The sequence below is a fragment of the Ruegeria sp. R8_1 genome, from assembly GCF_017743815.1.
Lineage (GTDB): Bacteria > Pseudomonadota > Alphaproteobacteria > Rhodobacterales > Rhodobacteraceae > Ruegeria > Ruegeria lacuscaerulensis_A.
This window is the reverse complement of sequence record NZ_JAGHRL010000001.1, coordinates 697783-714180: the sequence shown is the minus strand read 5'-3', so window position 1 is coordinate 714180 and position 16398 is coordinate 697783. Positions and strand designations below refer to the sequence as shown.

The 16398-nt window shown below is 59.9% G+C and carries 14 protein-coding genes; 7 read left to right on the top strand and 7 right to left on the bottom strand.

Features of this window, described 5'->3' with window-relative positions; all coding sequences use genetic code 11:
• Positions 1–90: 90 nt before the first annotated feature.
• Positions 91–2826, top strand: coding sequence for a DNA gyrase subunit A (gyrA, locus tag J7380_RS03575; RefSeq protein WP_209194514.1), 2736 nt, complete (start codon positions 91–93; stop codon positions 2824–2826).
• 186 nt (positions 2827–3012) lie between these two features.
• On the opposite strand, the gene J7380_RS03570 is transcribed toward gyrA, so the two are convergent.
• The 4 genes from J7380_RS03570 to J7380_RS03555 form a co-directional block, all read right to left on the bottom strand.
• Complete coding sequence (locus J7380_RS03570; protein WP_209194513.1) at positions 3013–4266, bottom strand: DsbA family protein; 1254 nt, start codon at positions 4264–4266, stop codon at positions 3013–3015.
• A 79-nt stretch (positions 4267–4345) separates the two neighbouring features.
• Positions 4346–5815, bottom strand: a complete 1470-nt coding sequence (locus J7380_RS03565; protein WP_209194512.1) for a carboxypeptidase M32 — start codon at positions 5813–5815, stop codon at positions 4346–4348.
• A gap of 1 nt (position 5816) precedes the next feature.
• The gene (gene ctaA, locus J7380_RS03560) at positions 5817–6962 is read right to left on the bottom strand and encodes a heme A synthase (RefSeq protein ID WP_209194511.1); all 1146 of its coding nucleotides are present in this window, start codon (positions 6960–6962) and stop codon (positions 5817–5819) included.
• 59 nt (positions 6963–7021) lie between these two features.
• Entirely contained in the window at positions 7022–7765 is a 744-nt protein-coding gene (locus tag J7380_RS03555) for an RNA methyltransferase (RefSeq protein ID WP_209194510.1), read from the bottom strand.
• A 153-nt stretch (positions 7766–7918) separates the two neighbouring features.
• Here J7380_RS03555 and J7380_RS03550 point away from each other — a divergent pair, with 153 nt between their 5' ends.
• The 4 genes from J7380_RS03550 to J7380_RS03535 all read left to right on the top strand — a co-directional run bounded on the left by J7380_RS03550 (position 7919) and on the right by J7380_RS03535 (position 11132).
• Positions 7919–8536: a thiamine phosphate synthase gene (locus tag J7380_RS03550; protein WP_209194509.1), complete on the top strand. Its 618-nt coding sequence runs from the start codon at positions 7919–7921 to the stop codon at positions 8534–8536.
• Positions 8537–8581: 45 nt separating this feature from the next.
• Positions 8582–9475: a PfkB family carbohydrate kinase gene (locus J7380_RS03545; protein WP_209194508.1), complete on the top strand. Its 894-nt coding sequence runs from the start codon at positions 8582–8584 to the stop codon at positions 9473–9475.
• Positions 9472–10377 (top strand): pseudouridine-5'-phosphate glycosidase, encoded by a 906-nt coding sequence (locus J7380_RS03540; RefSeq protein ID WP_209194507.1) that lies wholly within the window; start codon positions 9472–9474, stop codon positions 10375–10377. Before J7380_RS03545 ends, J7380_RS03540 begins: the two co-directional genes overlap by 4 nt.
• A gap of 77 nt (positions 10378–10454) precedes the next feature.
• Complete coding sequence (locus J7380_RS03535; RefSeq protein WP_209194506.1) at positions 10455–11132, top strand: DUF502 domain-containing protein; 678 nt, start codon at positions 10455–10457, stop codon at positions 11130–11132.
• Here J7380_RS03535 and J7380_RS03530 read toward each other — a convergent pair whose 3' ends face one another.
• Positions 11133–12158, bottom strand: coding sequence for a patatin-like phospholipase family protein (locus J7380_RS03530; RefSeq protein WP_209194505.1), 1026 nt, complete (start codon positions 12156–12158; stop codon positions 11133–11135). It lies immediately after the preceding gene.
• Positions 12159–12173: 15 nt separating this feature from the next.
• On the bottom strand, positions 12174–12947 hold the full coding sequence (locus J7380_RS03525; RefSeq protein ID WP_209194504.1) for a 3-hydroxybutyrate dehydrogenase: 774 nt from the start codon (positions 12945–12947) through the stop codon (positions 12174–12176).
• A gap of 292 nt (positions 12948–13239) precedes the next feature.
• On the opposite strand from J7380_RS03525, the gene J7380_RS03520 reads away from it, so the two are divergent.
• On the top strand, positions 13240–15054 hold the full coding sequence (locus J7380_RS03520) for an extracellular solute-binding protein (RefSeq protein ID WP_209194503.1): 1815 nt from the start codon (positions 13240–13242) through the stop codon (positions 15052–15054).
• Positions 15055–15522: 468 nt separating this feature from the next.
• Positions 15523–15759, top strand: coding sequence for a hypothetical protein (locus tag J7380_RS03515; protein ID WP_170354327.1), 237 nt, complete (start codon positions 15523–15525; stop codon positions 15757–15759).
• Here the strand turns inward: J7380_RS03515 and J7380_RS03510 are convergent.
• Positions 15748–16371, bottom strand: coding sequence for an XRE family transcriptional regulator (locus tag J7380_RS03510; RefSeq protein ID WP_170354328.1), 624 nt, complete (start codon positions 16369–16371; stop codon positions 15748–15750). The genes J7380_RS03515 and J7380_RS03510 overlap by 12 nt on opposite strands.
• Positions 16372–16398 lie beyond the last annotated feature (27 nt).

Here is a 16398-nt window from a genome sequence, read left to right as displayed (position 1 = left end):
GAAATGATCAGCTTGCTTGCACCTTATGTGCCGGGTCTGATAGAGTGCATCCACAAGATATAGACCCAAGCCAAAGATCGGGCAGTTTACGTGAGCGATACGCCAGAAACCCCAGAAAACATGGATGAAACCCCGCCCGAGCGTCCCGTCTATGACGGTCCGACGGTGTCAATCGAATCCGAGATGCGCACGTCCTATCTGGACTATGCGATGTCGGTCATTGTCAGCCGCGCGATCCCCGATCTGCGCGATGGGCTGAAACCGGTGCATCGGCGGATTCTGTACGCCATGCACGAAACCGGCAACACGCATGACAAGGCCTATCGCAAATCGGCGCGTCCGGTCGGCGATGTGATGGGTAAATACCACCCGCACGGTGACAGCGCGATTTATGACGCGCTGGTGCGGATGGCGCAGGATTTCTCGATGTCGCTGCCACTGCTGGATGGTCAGGGCAACTTTGGCTCGATGGACGGCGATAACCCGGCGGCCATGCGATATACCGAAGTGCGGATGGACAAGCCCGCTGCCGCGTTGTTGGCCGATATCGAAAAAGAGACAGTTGATTTTCAGGACAACTACGACGGCAAAGACAAAGAACCGACCGTCCTGCCCGCCCGTTTTCCGAACATGCTGGTCAATGGTGCCGGTGGTATCGCTGTGGGTATGGCGACGAATATCCCTCCGCACAATCTGGGTGAGGTGGTCGACGCCACGCTGGCGCTGATCGACGACCCTGACCTGACCTCCGAACAACTGATCGAATACGTCCCGGGCCCCGATTTCCCCACCGGCGGCGTCATGCTGGGCCGGTCCGGTGCGCGCAAAGCGTATCTTGAGGGGCGCGGCAGCGTCATCATCCGCGCCAAGACCCGCGTCGAAGAGTTGCGCAAGGATCGCTACGCCATCGTCGTGGATGAGATCCCGTATCAGGTGAACAAGGCCGCGATGATCGAAAAAATCGCCGAAGCCGTCCGTGAAAAACGCATCGAAGGCGTGGCGCATGTGCAGGACGAATCCGACCGCAACGGTGTGCGGGTTGTCGTGGAACTCAAGCGCGATGCGACGCCCGAAGTGGTTCTGAACCAGCTCTATCGCTTCTCACCAATGCAGACATCCTTTGGCTGCAACATGCTGGCCCTGAACGGTGGTCGACCCGAGCAGCTGACCCTGCGCCGGTTCCTAACGTCCTTCATCGACTTCCGCGAGGACGTTGTTGCGCGCCGCACGGCCTATGACCTGCGCAAAGCGCGTGAGCGCAGCCACATCCTGTGTGGTCTGGCCGTGGCCGTGTCGAACGTGGACGAAGTGGTTGCCACCATCCGGTCGTCCGCAGACGCTGCCGAGGCGCGTGAGAAATTGATGACCCGCCGTTGGCCGGCGGCCGAGATCGAGGGCTATCTGCGTCTGATCGACGATCCTCTGTCCAAGATGAACGACGATGGCACCTATAACCTGACCGAGGTTCAGGCCCGTGCGATCCTCGAACTGCGCCTGCAACGCCTGACCCAACTGGGCGTCAAAGAGGTCACGGACGAGCTGGAGCAACTGGCCGCCAAGATCAAGGAATACCTTGAGATCCTGTCCTCGCGCGAACGCATCATGTCGATAATCGGCGATGAGCTGCGCGAAGTGCGCGATCAGTTCGCCGTCCCCCGTCGCACCGAGATTGTCGACTGGTCCGGCGACATGGAAGACGAGGACCTGATCGAGCGTGAAGACATGGTCGTGACCGTCACCTCGGGCGGCTACATCAAGCGCACGCCGCTGGCCGATTTCCGGGCGCAAAAGCGCGGCGGCAAGGGCCTGTCGGGGATGCAGACCAAGGAAGAGGACGTGGTCACCACCCTCTTTGTGGCCAACACCCATACGCAACTGCTGTTCTTCACCACGGACGGGATGGTCTACAAGCTCAAGACCTGGCGCCTGCCGCAATCGGGACGCACCGGCAAGGGCAAGGCGATCGTCAACATCCTGCCGATCCCGACCGGGGTATCCATCGCGGCGATCATGCCCGTGGATGTGCCGGATGAGGAATGGGAAAACCTGCAGATCATGTTCGCCACCAGCGCGGGCACCGTGCGGCGCAACCGCCTGTCGGATTTCACCAACGTCAAACGCAATGGCAAGATCGCCATGAAGTTCGAGGACGAGCACGTCGACACCAAGCTGATCAACGCGCGCATCTGTTCCGAAGATGACGACGTGATGCTGGTCACCAAATCCGGCCGCGCGATCCGCTTCCCGTCCACGGATGTGCGGGTGTTCAACAGCCGCTCGTCGGTGGGTGTGCGCGGTGTGCGCCTGAACGGCGAGGATGAGGTGGTGTCGATGTCGGTCATCCGCCATTTCGACGCCAGCTCAGACGAGCGGGCGGCTTACCTCAAGATGCGCCGCCTGATGGCCGGTGTCACCGATGAGGCCGAGGGCGATGACGAGGAAGGCAATGCCGACAGCGTTCTGCCTCAGGACCGATATGCCGAGATGTCAGCCGCCGAAAACCTGATCCTGACGATCACCAAGGGCGGTGCAGGCAAGCTGAGCTCCAGCCACGATTACCCCGTGCGCGGGCGTGGCGGCATGGGTGTTGCGGCGATGGACAAGGCCATGCGCGGCGGCGATCTTGTGGCCTCGTTCCCGGTTGAGATCGACGATCAGATCATGCTGGCCACCTCCAAGGGGCAGTCGATCCGGGTGCCGGTGGACGGCATTTCCTTCCGGTCGCGCAGCGCAGGCGGTGTGCGGGTGTTCAACACCGGGAAAGGCGAAGAAGTCGTCAGCGTCGCATGGATCGCCGATCAGGGCGATGAAGAAGCCGAGGAATAGGCAAAACTACTAACAACAAATCCGGCCCCGCATCTTTTCGCTGCGGGGCTTTTTTCTTTCTGAGAACCTCGGTGTTTTGGCTGAACTTACCGAGGAGTTACCTCAACCCGGAACTGCTTTGGGGCGGCCTGCGCGATCATGTTCCGGGCAATTTATAGCGCAAAACTAATCCGTTCGACCGTGAAACTAAGCCTTGCCACGCAACAGGTCTGCCAGAACCCAAAGCCGATCCTGGCCCCATACGCTTTGACCCGCGAGGTGAAAACTAGGAACCCCCCAAAGACCTATTTGCTGCAGTCTGGTCTGGTTGGCTTCAACCCTGTCGCGCCATTGTGAGGATTGAATCTGCCCCCTTGCCGCGTTCCAATCCAGGCCGGCAGCCGTGACAATATAGGCCAGCCCAGCATCGGTGCTGGCATCCATCCCCTTGGACCAGACCGCCGTCATGAAGGCCGAGCAATATTCGGCCAGCCGCCCTTGGGCCTCGGCATGGTCCAACAAAGCGTATCCACGTTCGACCCCCGCGCCCAACGGGTCGCTGATGCGGCCAAACGGGATGCCCAGCCGCCGCGCCTCGCGCGCGCAATCCTTGAGAATGTATGAGGATTTGGCACTTGGAACCGGAAGCCCCCGCATCAGCATCGGCAACACGGGTCGAAGGATCAGTTTCGCATTCGATCGGGCCGTCAGATCCCGGACGCGATCAAATGCGAGGTAGGAATAAGGGCTGCGGAAAGAAAAGAAGAACTCCAGCTCCTGTCCCGCAGCATCGAGCGTGGGTTCGCTGACCTCGGGCACGATAAACGGGTTTGCTTGCCCCAGCCCAAGCGCCTCAAGCCGAGTTTCCAAATAGGCGAGCCGGTCTGGCCCCCAATAGCATTCACCACCATAGGAAACCGTACCACCAAGATAATGCCCCGCGGCCTGCAACGCCCGATCGCCATCTGCACGCGCTTGTATCGGATCGGCCTGCGGCCCATCGGGTATGTCCTTGGCTGACCATAGCATTTGGCTAATCTGCGAAGCCGCTTTGACAAAATCTGCCCCGTTCAGCTCGGCTGCAAGCCGCCGCTCGGCCAGATCAAATGCCGGACCTTCAGGCGAAATATTCCCCGGCGCATTCAAACCCAATCGTTTTGCCCATCTCACAGAATCCAGCAATGCGTTTCGCCGATATTGTTCTGGCGCAGGCAGGATATCCGATGCCGGGCGCGACATGAGATGCGGTTCGATCCGCACGCCATATTTGTCGCGAAGCTGGCCAAGAAGTTGCACACTCAGGTGACAATAAGGATCGCTCACGTCGTGGAAGTATTGAACGACATGAGGTGTGCCGCTTAGCCGTCGACGTGTTTCCCGCACCGTTCGGCGTGCGCTTTGCAATCCCTCGCTTGTCAGGACGACGGCAGCGTGCGATTTGACCTTATTTCTGAACGACATGCGCTCCTCCCAGAACATATCCGGGATAGTTTATCGGTTGAGGCGGTAATTCCCATGCCTCAACACAAGAACGTGAGGGTTACAGCGCGTAAAGCTGGCCGAATTTGGCTTCGAGATAGTCCAGCAAAGGCCCGGCCTCGGGCTCGATCCCGCTGGCGTGTTGGATGGTTTCGCGTGGGGCATAAAGCCCGCCGTGGCGTTGCAGGTTCTCGCGCAGCCAACCGGTCGCGGCGGACGTATCGCCCTGCGCCAATTGCGCGTCCAGATCAGGCAGAGCTGCGCGCAGGGCTTGATACAAGCACCCGGCATAGACGTTGCCCAGTGCATAAGTCGGGAAATAGCCAAACAGCCCCACAGACCAGTGCACATCCTGCAAACATCCGTTCGAGGGCGTGTCGACCGCATAGCCGAAATCGGCCTTGAAGCGGTCATTCCACGCGGACTCCAGATCGCTGACCTGCAGGTCTCCGGCCATCAGGGCGCGTTCCAGATCAAAGCGCAGCATGATGTGAAGGTTATATTGCACCTCATCCGCCTCGGTCCGGATATAGCCGTTATGGACGCCGTTGACGGTGGCATAGAATGCGTCGGCGTCACTGATCCCGAAATCGCCAAAAGCCGCTGTCATCTGATCGAACAGCCAGCCGGTGAACGCGCGCGAGCGGCCCAGCTGGTTTTCATAAATCCGGCTTTGGCTTTCATGCACGCCCATCGACACCCCACTGCCCAGCGGCGTCAGCGCATATGACGGATCGATGCCTTGTTCATAGGCGGCGTGGCCGACCTCGTGAATGGTCGAGTAGAAACAGTTGAACGGATCGGTCTCGCTGGTGCGGGTGGTGATGCGCACGTCCAGACCGCTGCCCGAGCTGAACGGATGCACAGCCTTGTCCACGCGGCCCGTGTTCAGATCATAGCCGAAGGTGGTCGCCAGTTTCTGCGACAGGCGCATCTGGGTCAGTTCGTCAAATGTGCCGGTCAGAGCCTGCGGCGCGGGGCGGTCCAGAACAGCGGCGCGCAGAGCCACCAGACGCGGGCGCATCCGGTCGAATATCTCGGCAATCTGGCTGCCCGTTGTGTAGGGCTCATAATCCTCGACCATGGCGTCATAGACATCACCGCCCTGGGCCAGCGCCGCACCCTCTTCCCGTTTCAGGGTGACGACCTCTTGCAGCACGGGCAGGAACGCGGCCACGTCCTCATCCGCGCGGGCCTGCGCCCATGTACCTTGCGCCGCGGATGTGACACGCGCAATCGCCTTGGCCAGATCGGCGGGCACTTTGACCGTGCGCTCGTAGGACCGACGGATTTCTCGGATCTGCGCCTTACCGACCTCGTCCTGCGGGTCGGCCTGCTCCAGCCATTCGGCCACACGCGGATCGGATCGGCGCGCGTGCAGAACAGCTTCGATCGCGGCCATTTCTTCGGCCCGTTGCGGAGCAGCTCCGCGCGGCATTACGGTTTCCTGATCCCAGCCCAGCCGCCCGGCAATCTGCCCCAAAGCTGAGGTTTCGCGTTGAAAGGCCATCAGGTCGTCAAAGGCGGTCATATCACGCTCCGCGGATCGAGGTTGCGATTGGGTAAGCGGTCAGGAACCGCGCGCGCAGGATCAGGGTCCAGACGACCACGGCCATGAACTGATGGACAATCGCGATCTGCCATGGTGCGGCATAAACCACGGTCACAATCCCAATCACCACCTGCAATGCCAGAGCCGCAAAAGCCGCGTTGAAGGCAAACCGCGTCTGCGGATGTGCGCTGCTCCCACCCCGCCGCCAGACGATAACGCCGAAGATCAGCAGCAGATAGCCCGCACAACGGTGGATGAATTGCACCAGACCGGGACTTTCGAAGAAATTACGCCACATCGGCTCCAGCATCGTGGCATCGGGCGGCAAAAGCTGCCCGCCAATCAGAGGCCAGTCGGTGTAAGACCGCCCTGCGTCGATCCCGGCGACCAATGCACCGATCAGAATTTGCAGTAATGCGAAATGCATCAGGCCGGTCGAGAGCGAGAACAGCTTCGCCTCTTTCGCGCGACGGGCCTGCATCAGGTCGCGTTCCTCGCGGCCCAGTTCAAAGATATACCACGCCAAAAACCCGAGGATTACAAAGGCCAGCCCAAGATGGGTGGCCAGGCGATAGCTGGCAACGGCGGTCATCCCCTCGCCCTGTGTCACGCCCGAGGCGACCATCCACCAGCCGACAGCGCCCTGCACCCCGCCCAGAACACCGGGGATCAGCAGCTTGCCGGTCCAACCCGTAGGGATTTTCCGCGCGGCCAGAAAGCCAAAGAACCCGATGGCCCAGACCAGACCGATCACGCGCCCCAACTGACGATGGCCCCATTCCCACCAGTAGATGAATTTGAAATCATTCAGCTCCATCCACTGGTTCTGGATGCGCCACTGGTCGATTTCCTTGTATTTGTCGAATTCGGATTGCCAATCGGCCTCGGACATCGGCGGGATGGCCCCGGTGATCGGACGCCATTCGGTGATCGAGAGGCCGCTATCCGTCAGCCGGGTCAGCCCGCCCACGGCGATCATGATAACGACCAGCACAAAGAGGATCATCAGCCAGGCCCGGATCGCCTTGCGCGCGCCGCCTCGGCCACGGTCGATCATTCCGGTCTGAACCGCCTCTTGTTTCTGGTCGCCCGAGACCTCTTCGAAGATGCTGCGCTTGCCGCTCATGCTGTCCTCATGTCCTTGTTTCGTCGCACGCTAGGGTGAAGCGGAAGATAGGTCCAGCCTCAGCCCTTGTCCTTCCAGCGGACCATCTGCCGCATGATCCCGTGCAGCATCTGCACATCCGCCCGCGTCATCCGCATCCGCGACCACAGGTTGCGCAGGTTGGTCTTCATCCCTTCGGCCTTTTCGGGCGGGTAGAAGAACCCCGCCTCTTCCAGCCGGTCTTCGTAATGTTCGACCAGTTTTTCAACCTCGATCCCCGTCGCCCAATCGCCCTTGCCCAGATCGGTGGCCTCATGCACCACATCCGCGCTTTGGCGCATCCATTCATAGGCAGTCAGCAATACACATTGCCCGAGGTTGAGCGAGGCGTATTCCGGGTTCACCGGGACCGAGATGATGGCGTTGGCCTTGGCGATGTCTTCATTCTCAAGCCCCGCGCGTTCAGGGCCAAACAGTACGGCAACCTTCTCACCCGCCGCGACCTTTTCAGCAGCCATCTGCATGGCCCGTTCGGGGCTGTAGACCGGCTTGGTCAACCCGCGCTGACGTGCCGTGGTGGCGAAGACAAAGGTGCTGTCAGCCAACGACCCGGCCAGATCATCAAACAGCTGCGCCTCGTCCAGCAACCGCCCCGCCCCGCTGGACATGGCAACGGCCTTGGGGTTCGGCCAGCCATCACGTGGCGCAACAATCCGCATCCGGTCCAGCCCAAAATTCCACATCGCCCGCGCGGCAGCGCCGATGTTTTCACCCATCTGAGGGCGCACGAGCACAAAGGAAGGCTGGGATTTGTCGCTGGGCATGGCTGTCTCCGAAAGTTCCGCCTGCTGTAATCGGCGCTTTGGCGCAGGGCAAGCCGTCCGAGCGGCCATTTGCGCCAATATCCGGCATAAAAGTTTGCTTCCCCGGCGCAATCCGCTAAACCGCGCCAAAGACTGAAAGCGAAGGACGCGCCAATGGACACCCCCGAGCAGCCGCAGATTTACCTGATCACCCCACCCACGATCGCCCTAAGCAGCTTCCCCGAGCAGTTGGGCCGCGTGCTGGACAGCACCGAGATCGCCTGCATTCGTCTCGCCTTGGCGGGCAATGACGAGGACACCATCGCCCGCGCCGCCGATGCCTGCCGCGAGGTTGCTCATGCACGGGATGTGGCCATCGTGATCTCGAACCATGTCCTGCTGGCGCAGCGGCTGGGGCTGGACGGGGTGCATCTGGATGACGGCGCGCGATCGGTTCGGGCGGTGCGCAAAGAACTGGGCACGGATGCCATCGTGGGCAGCTTTTGCGCGGCCTCCAGCCACGACGGCATGACGGCAGGCGAGCATGGCGCGGATTACGTAGCATTTGGCCCGGTGGGCACATCGGCCTTGGGCGATGGCACGATCGCAGAAAAAGACCTGTTCCAGTGGTGGTCCGAGATGATCGAGGTTCCGGTTGTGGCCGAAGGCGGCCTGACCCCCGACCTGATCCGCGCGCTGTCGCCGCACACTGATTTCTTCGGCATTGGGGACGAGATCTGGTCGCAGGATGATCCGGTCGCCGCGCTGAAGGCCCTGACCGACGCGATGTGAGCGTTAACCCTTGCACCCGCGCGGGTGCTGCGGCATGACACGGGCATGACTCAGAACAGCGAAATCCTGTGTATCGGTTCGGTCCTTTGGGACGTGATCGGACGTTCGGCCAGCGCAATGCGGCAGGGGTCAGACGTGCCGGGGCGGATCACCCGCCTGCCCGGTGGTGTGGCCATGAATATCGCCATGACGCTGGTGCGGTTCGGTATGACACCCACCCTGCTCACAGCCATTGGCCGCGATCCTGAAGGCGACGAACTGGTCAATGCCTGCGCACGGCTGGGCATGGTCACGGATCACATCTACCGCTCGCAGGATTTGCCGACCGACCGCTACATGGCTGTCGAAGGTGCCAATGGGCTGATCGCCGCCATTGCGGATGCCCATTCGCTTGAGGCCGCTGGGGCCAAAATCCTGCGCCCACTGATGCAAGGCCCGCTGGGTTTCACGGACGCGCCGTTTGACGGCCCGATTGCACTGGACGGCAACCTGACGCTGACCCTGCTGGAAGAAATCGCCCAAAGCCCCGCCTTTGCGCGGGCCGATCTGCGCGTGGCTCCGGCCTCACCCGGTAAGGCCGAGCGCCTGCTGCCCTTCCTCAAACACGCCCGCGCGACGCTCTATGTGAACCTCGAAGAGGCAGGCATCCTGTGCCAGCGCGAGTTCACCGATTCCGAATCCGCCGCCAAGGGCCTGTTGGACCGCGGCGCGTTGCGGGTCTTGGTGACAGATGGCGGCAACTCGGCCACCGTCGGCCATGGCGATGACATCCTGACCCAAACACCCCCGTCCGTTCTGGTCACACGTGTGACCGGCGCAGGCGACACTTTCATGGCGGCGCATATCGCGTCCGAGGCCGCCGGGGCCGACCCCGACGCCGCCCTGACCCGCGCCCTGAACGCCGCCGCCACTTACGTTTCCGGAGAAACCCCACTGTGATCGACATCCAATACTCGGCCGAGGTCCGCGCCGCCAAAGACGCAGGCCAGCCCATCGTTGCGCTGGAAAGCACCATCATCACCCACGGGATGCCCTACCCTCAGAACATCGAGGTCGCGGCACAGGTGGAACAGGATATCCGCGATGCGGGTGCCGTGCCCGCGACCATGGCAGTGATCGACGGCAAGCTGCATGTGGGGCTTGAGGCCGATCAGTTGAAAGCGCTGGGACAGGCGCAAGGCGTCGCCAAACTGTCGCGCGCCGACATGGCCGCCTGCATGGCCACTGGCGGCACCGGCGCAACCACCGTCGCCGCCACCATGATCGCCGCGCATCACGCCGGGATTGAGGTCTTTGCCACCGGCGGCATCGGCGGTGTGCATCAGGGGGCCGAGACCTCGTTCGATATCTCCGCCGACCTGCACGAACTGGCGCAAACCCCGGTGACGGTTGTGGCCGCTGGCGCCAAGGCGATCCTCGATCTGGCGAAAACGCTTGAAGTGCTGGAGACGCTGGGCGTGCCCGTCATCGCTTATGGTCAGGACGCATTCCCCGCCTTCTGGTCAGCGCAATCGCCCTATGCCGCGCCGCTGCGCATGGACGCCGCCACAGATATCGCCAAGGCCCATGCGACACGCCGCGCCCTTGGGCTGCCCGGCGGGCAACTCGTGGCCAACCCGATCCCCGCCGAAGACCAAATCCCGGCGCAGGAACTGGCCCCGATCATCGCCTCGGCCCAAGCAGACGCCGACGCGCACCGGATCACAGGCAAAGGCGTCACCCCTTACCTGTTGCAGCGCATTTATGAACAAACCGAGGGGCGTTCGCTGACCGCAAACATCGCATTGGTCAGAAATAACGCAAAATTGGCCGCCGGAATCGCCCGCGCCCTGTCCGAGTGAGCAAAGCTATTGTACCAAGGCCCCGGACTGCTTAACTAAATCGGAAAATCACTCAGGACCGCCCAATCAGGACCGAAATGAACACGCCCTTTGACGAAGAACCTCACCGCGGACCGGGCCTGTTTTCCCGGCTACGCGCGTCATTTCTGACGGGCATCGTTGTCATTGCTCCGGTCTGGTTGACGGTATGGCTGATCTGGTCCGTGGTTGGCTGGATCGACAGCGCGGTCCTGCCGCTGATCCCGCAGAAATTCCAGCCCTCCGAATATGTGGGCATCAACCTGCGCGGCGTGGGCGTGGTGATTTTCCTGATCTTCACCGTAATTGTCGGTTGGATCGCCAAGGGCATTCTGGGCCGCTCGCTGATCCACTTCGCCGAAAGCGTGGTGAACCGGATGCCGGTGGTACGGTCCGTCTATTCCGGCATCAAACAGATCTCGGAAACGGTTTTCGCACAAACCGAACGGTCGTTTGAAAAAGCCTGCCTGATCCAATACCCCCGCCGAGGCATCTGGGCGATTGGCTTTGTGTCGACCACCGCGCGGGGCGAGGTCAGCGATCGCGCCGAGACCGGCGGCAATTTGCTGAGCATCTTTGTCCCAACCACGCCCAACCCGACCTCGGGGTTTTTGCTGTTCTTCCCCGAAGAGGATGTGATCTTGTTGGACATGTCAATCGAGGACGCTGCCAAACTGGTGATTTCGGCCGGGCTGGTTTATCCGAATGATAAAGACCCGACCCAGCCGCCAGAGTGATCAGCTGAACATTTCGGGTAGGTTTACAGTACTTTTCTGACCTAGATCATCCTTGTGATCGGCCAGAAAACGATCCGCAGCCTTGCGGCCCGCCTCTTTCAATTTGTGCAGGATCACCGAATTCGGCACCGTCTTGGTCGCCACCGACAGATCGTTCATCAAATCGTCATCGGCAATCATATGCACCAACACGCGGCTCATCTCACCCGCCTGCAGCTTGCCCTCGGCCAGCAGGCGCTGCACGAAACTGATCGCGCGCAGCTCTCGGAACAGGGATGAGTTGAAGCTGATCTCATTGACCCGGTTCTGGATTTGCTGCGGGGTCTTGGGCACCTCGTCGCGCTCCAGCGGGTTGATATTCACGATCACTACGTCATCTGGCAGGTCTTTGTTGAACAAAGGATACAGCGCCGGGTTGCCGGTGTATCCCCCATCCCAATAGGCTTCGGTCCGGCCCGATTTGGGATCAAAGATTTCAACCGCCTGAAACAGCGTCGGCAAACAAGCCGAGGCCAAAATCGCGTCGGTTGAAATCTCATCCCCCGTAAAAACGCGAATCTTGCCGCTGCGCACACAGGTCGCGCAAACGTGCAGGCGCGGGCCCTCATCCGCACAGACCTGCGCGAAATTGAATCGGTCGACCACCGGCTCCAGCGGATTGCGGTAGAACGGGCCGTAAGCATAGGGCGAAACCAGCCGCGACCACGCATCGCCCACGGAAAAGGGCAGCGAATATTCCATCGCCTGCGCGATCTGAGCGGGTTCAAACGCCTGCATCCAATTCGCAAGCCGCATGTCGCCCACGGCGCCCATCCGCTCCCACAATCCGTTCAGGTTGGCACGCGCCCCGTCGCGCCCGTCGCGCACCATGCCAGACTTGAATGCCGCCCCGTTCAGCGCCCCGGCCGAGGTTCCGGTGATCGCCGCAACCTCGATATCCTCTTCATCCAGAATCCGATCCAACACGCCCCAGGTAAACGCCCCGTGCGCGCCACCGCCTTGCAAAGCCAGATTGATGCGTTTCACCGAAAAACTCCTGACTCAGAGCGCGGTCCAGCCGCCATCCACAGAAATCGTCGTCCCCGTGATCTGCGCCGCCGCGTCCGAGCATAGGAATTGCACCGTTCCGCCAAGCTGTTCGACCGTCGCAAACTCTTTGGATGGCTGGCGCTGCAACATGACGTTTTTGATGACGTCCTCACGGCTCATGTTGTATTCCTTCATCGTATCAGGGATTTGCGCCTCGACCAGAGGCGTCAGCACATAGCCCGGACAGACAGCGTTGCAGGTGATCGGCTCCTGCGCGGTCTCCAAGGCAACCGTCTTGGTCATACCCACAACCCCATGCTTGGCCGCCACATAGGCCGCTTTGAAAGGCGAGGCCGTCAGGCCATGAGCCGAGGCGATATTGACCACACGCCCCCACCCGGCCTGCCGCATCATCGGCAGCGCCGCAGCAGTTGTATGAAAGGCCGAGTTCATATTGATCGCGATGATCGCGTCCCACTTGTCGACCGGGAACTGATCAATCGGCGCGACGTGCTGAATGCCGGCATTGTTAACCAGAATATCGCAGGCCCCGGCCTGCTCGATCAGGGCGCGGCACTCATCACCTTTGGACATATCAGCTTTAATGTATCGCGCCTTTGTACCGGTCTCTTTTGAAATCTCTTCGGCTAGAGCGTGGTCTTCATCCCTGTCGGTGAACGAGTTCAAAACCACATTCGCCCCGGCCTTGGCCAGCTCGCGCGCGACGCCAAGTCCGATACCAGAATTCGACCCCGTGATTATCGCCGTTTTTCCCGTCAGGCTCATGCCGCCTCTCCCTTGCAAATCACTTTGGACGCACAGTGCCATGCTGCACCTGCAAAGGGAACGGCAAACATCAAAGCTGAGTTTCAGACACGCATACCGCCCAAAAAAAACGCCCGCACGAAGCGGGCGTTAAGTTATTGAGGCAGGTTTCATACAGGCAAGAAACCTATCGAGCAGTGCACCCTTTATAAGCAATTCCACGCCTTCGTCCAAGCTAAAAGTTTGATAATAAGAAAAATCATCGGTACGATGAATCCCAACAAAATAAGGCCAGAGCAGGATTGTTTCCAAAATGAGCCCCGATTTTCTTCGTCCCGTTCGCTTTGTGATCACGGGAATCACTATTGTTTTTGCCGCTGCGTCAGGCAATGCAGAATCGGCACATGGCATAGCTATGTACGGCGACCCGGCACTACCACCGGATTTTGTGTCTTTGCCCTATGCAAATCCAGACGCGCCAAAAGGCGGCAAAGTCGTTTTCGGGAATACCGGCGGCTATAACAGTTTGAACCCGTTTGTGCAAAAAGGGACCCCCCCTTGGCAATTGCGATTTTGGACCCATGAAAGCCTTATGGGGCGATCTTGGGACGAACCTTTCACTCTTTACGGGTTGTTAGCCGAATCAGTCGACACTGCGCCGGACCGCTCTTGGGTCGAATTTACGCTGCGCGAAAACGCCCGCTTTTCAGATGGTACGCCTCTCACGGTCGAGGACGTCATCTGGTCGTATGAGATATTAGGCACTGAAGGACACCTGCGCTATCGCGGCTTGTGGGGCAAAATAGACAGTATCGAACAAACCGGCCCCCGCTCTGTCAGGATCACCTTCAATGAACCCGATCGCGAATTGGCCCTGATCGCCGGTCTGAGACCTATCCTTCAAAAAGCGCAGTGGGAGGGAAAGGATTTCGCGAATGCCCCGTTGCAAGACATTCCCCTAGGTACCGGACCGTATTTGGTCGACAGCTATGAGGCTGGCCGCTACGTGAATCTGCGTCGCAATCCAGATTACTGGGGGGCAGATATTCCCTTCCGCCGCGGCACGATGAACTTGGATGAAATACGAATTGAGTTTTATGGCGACGGGACGGTCCTGTTCGAAGCCTTCAAGGCCGGCGAACTGACGGCCGTTCGCGAGTTCAACGCTGACAAGTGGGACACGCAATATACATTCCCGGCAATTCAGCGTGGAGATGTCATCAAGACCGAGATACCCCACGGCAAGCCCTCGGGCATGACAGGGTTTGTGATAAATACACGCAAAGCGCCGTTTGACGATTGGCGTGTACGCGAGGCATTGATGCTGGCGTTCAACTTCGAGTTCATCAACGACACAATCACTGGCGGCGCCCAACCAAGGATCACTTCGTATTTCTCAGGTTCGGAATTGGCCATGCAACCCGGCGCGGCGACAGGGCGCGTTGAGGAGCTCTTGCTGCAATTCGAGGAGGATTTGCTGCCAGGCACCCTTGAAGGGTATTCTCTGCCCGAAGGCGACGGATCCGCTCGCAACAGGGCCAATATCCGCAACGCATCCCAATTGCTAGCCGAAGCTGGGTGGACCATTCAAAATGGAATGCTGCGCAACGCGGAAGGTAAGCCATTCACACTTAACGTCCTCTTGCAACAAGGCGACAGCGAGGGTGAGACCGCAATCGAAATCTATTCCCGCGCACTGGAACGCCTTGGAATTCAGGTCAACATGGAACAAGTCGACAGCGCTCAGTTCACTGGACGAACTGGCGATCTGGATTTCGACATGACCTTCTTCCGCCGAGCGCTGTCGTTGTCGCCCGGCAATGAACAACGCTTGTACTGGGGTAGCGACAATGCCGACTCGCAAGGAACACGCAACCTGATGGGGGTGGCGTCACCTGCCGTCGACGGGTTGATCAACGCTATGCTGGCATCAGAAAGTCGCGAGGACTTCGTGGCCGCCACACGGGCGTTGGATCGTGTTCTGACCGCTGGCCGTTATGTCATTCCAATTTGGAACTTCGATGTCGGGCGTATCGCGCATGCCAAAGAGTTGAAGCAGCCAGAGGTCCTGCCAATCTACGGCGACGGGCCGGAGTACATGCCTCAGGTTTGGTGGTACGAGCCCTAGCGGCTTTCAACTCTGGCACCTGAAGGTCAGAAAAGGCCCTCGGCGGAAATCAGCACAATCTGCAACATTCCCCACATGATGTATGTTGCAGATACTCACCCACCATAAGCTGCTTACACCTTTGAATTTCATCAAATTCACAAGAACCGTAGAAATACCTTTACGAAATACATCTTTGCGTTGTAGCCTTTTGACAGAGATACGCTTCGCGCGGCCATAATATTCATTTGTTTTTAATACCATAACCTTCCACCTGCCGCGCGGCGCACAACAATCACGGACCAGCCTCCACTCACTCCAAACACCGGTCCGTCGGCCCGTTGCGGTTTGCCTGCAACGGGCTTTTTTGTATTGCGCCCAAAGCACCCTAAGGGTGCGACATTTTGTCATGCGACCCGCGCAGCCCCCCCTTCGTAACCTATTGGAGGGCCGGGCAGCGATGGAACCTGAAAAACGGGATGCGAACAGATGTTGAACTGGACTGACCTGACGCAAGACTGGGATGCGATGTACGCGCGGGCAAAACGGCGTTTTCCGAACCTGCGCGAACAGGACAAGACGCAACTCAGCAAAGATCGCAAGGGATTTGAAGCCTATCTGGCCAAGCGCCACCACCTGACCGTGAATGAAGCTCGGGAAGAGCTGGAAGACTTCCTGTTCACCGAAGGACTGAACCGCGAGTTCAGCCGTGGGCTAGGCAAGTGACGTCACCCAAAGGATCATCGCGTCCTCATCACTGACCGATACGACGTTGTGCCCCATGCTACCGTCGTAATAAGCGCTGTCGCCACGGCGCATTTCGACCGGTTCATAGAATTCCGTATACAGTCGCACGACCCCAGTCAGCACGTACAGAAATTCTTCACCGTCATGACGCACCCAGCCGTCGAATTCATCCATTGACCGGGCACGAACGCGGGCGCGGTAAGGGAGCATCTGCTTCTTGGTCAGCGTTTCGGCCAGCAACTCATGCTCATAGGTGGTGGTCGGGTGTGCCGCGCCCTCGCCCATCCGCGTGACTGACATCCGCCCGATCACCTGTTCGCGCTGCGGAGGCGTGAACAGCTGAGGCACTGAAATCTCCAACCCGACGGCCAGTTTTTTCAGCGCGTCATAGGTAGGGGACATCTGCCCGTTCTCGATCTTGCTAAGCGTCGAGCGCGCCAGCCCCGCCTGCGTGGCCGCCTGTTCCAGCGTCCAGCTGCGCGCCTTGCGTAATTCGCGCACACGGGCACCCAGGTCCAGCGGCTCTAGTTCCGTGTGCTCTCCGGTTTCGCGCGCGATGCGGATCAGCGATGTCTGGTCTTCTTTGCTCATGCGTCATTCTATAGGGGCAGGCTGTCC

Coding starts and splice junctions, on each gene's coding strand:
- J7380_RS03570 (WP_209194513.1), bottom strand. CDS start 4,266: ATGTCGTTCAGAAATAAGGTCAAATCGCACGCTGCCGTCGTCCTGACA.
- J7380_RS03565 (WP_209194512.1), bottom strand. CDS start 5,815: ATGACCGCCTTTGACGACCTGATGGCCTTTCAACGCGAAACCTCAGCT.
- ctaA (WP_209194511.1), bottom strand. CDS start 6,962: ATGAGCGGCAAGCGCAGCATCTTCGAAGAGGTCTCGGGCGACCAGAAA.
- J7380_RS03555 (WP_209194510.1), bottom strand. CDS start 7,765: ATGCCCAGCGACAAATCCCAGCCTTCCTTTGTGCTCGTGCGCCCTCAG.
- J7380_RS03550 (WP_209194509.1), top strand. CDS start 7,919: ATGGACACCCCCGAGCAGCCGCAGATTTACCTGATCACCCCACCCACG.
- J7380_RS03545 (WP_209194508.1), top strand. CDS start 8,582: ATGACTCAGAACAGCGAAATCCTGTGTATCGGTTCGGTCCTTTGGGAC.
- J7380_RS03535 (WP_209194506.1), top strand. CDS start 10,455: ATGAACACGCCCTTTGACGAAGAACCTCACCGCGGACCGGGCCTGTTT.
- J7380_RS03525 (WP_209194504.1), bottom strand. CDS start 12,947: ATGAGCCTGACGGGAAAAACGGCGATAATCACGGGGTCGAATTCTGGT.
- J7380_RS03520 (WP_209194503.1), top strand. CDS start 13,240: ATGAGCCCCGATTTTCTTCGTCCCGTTCGCTTTGTGATCACGGGAATC.
- J7380_RS03515 (WP_170354327.1), top strand. CDS start 15,523: ATGTTGAACTGGACTGACCTGACGCAAGACTGGGATGCGATGTACGCG.
- J7380_RS03510 (WP_170354328.1), bottom strand. CDS start 16,371: ATGAGCAAAGAAGACCAGACATCGCTGATCCGCATCGCGCGCGAAACC.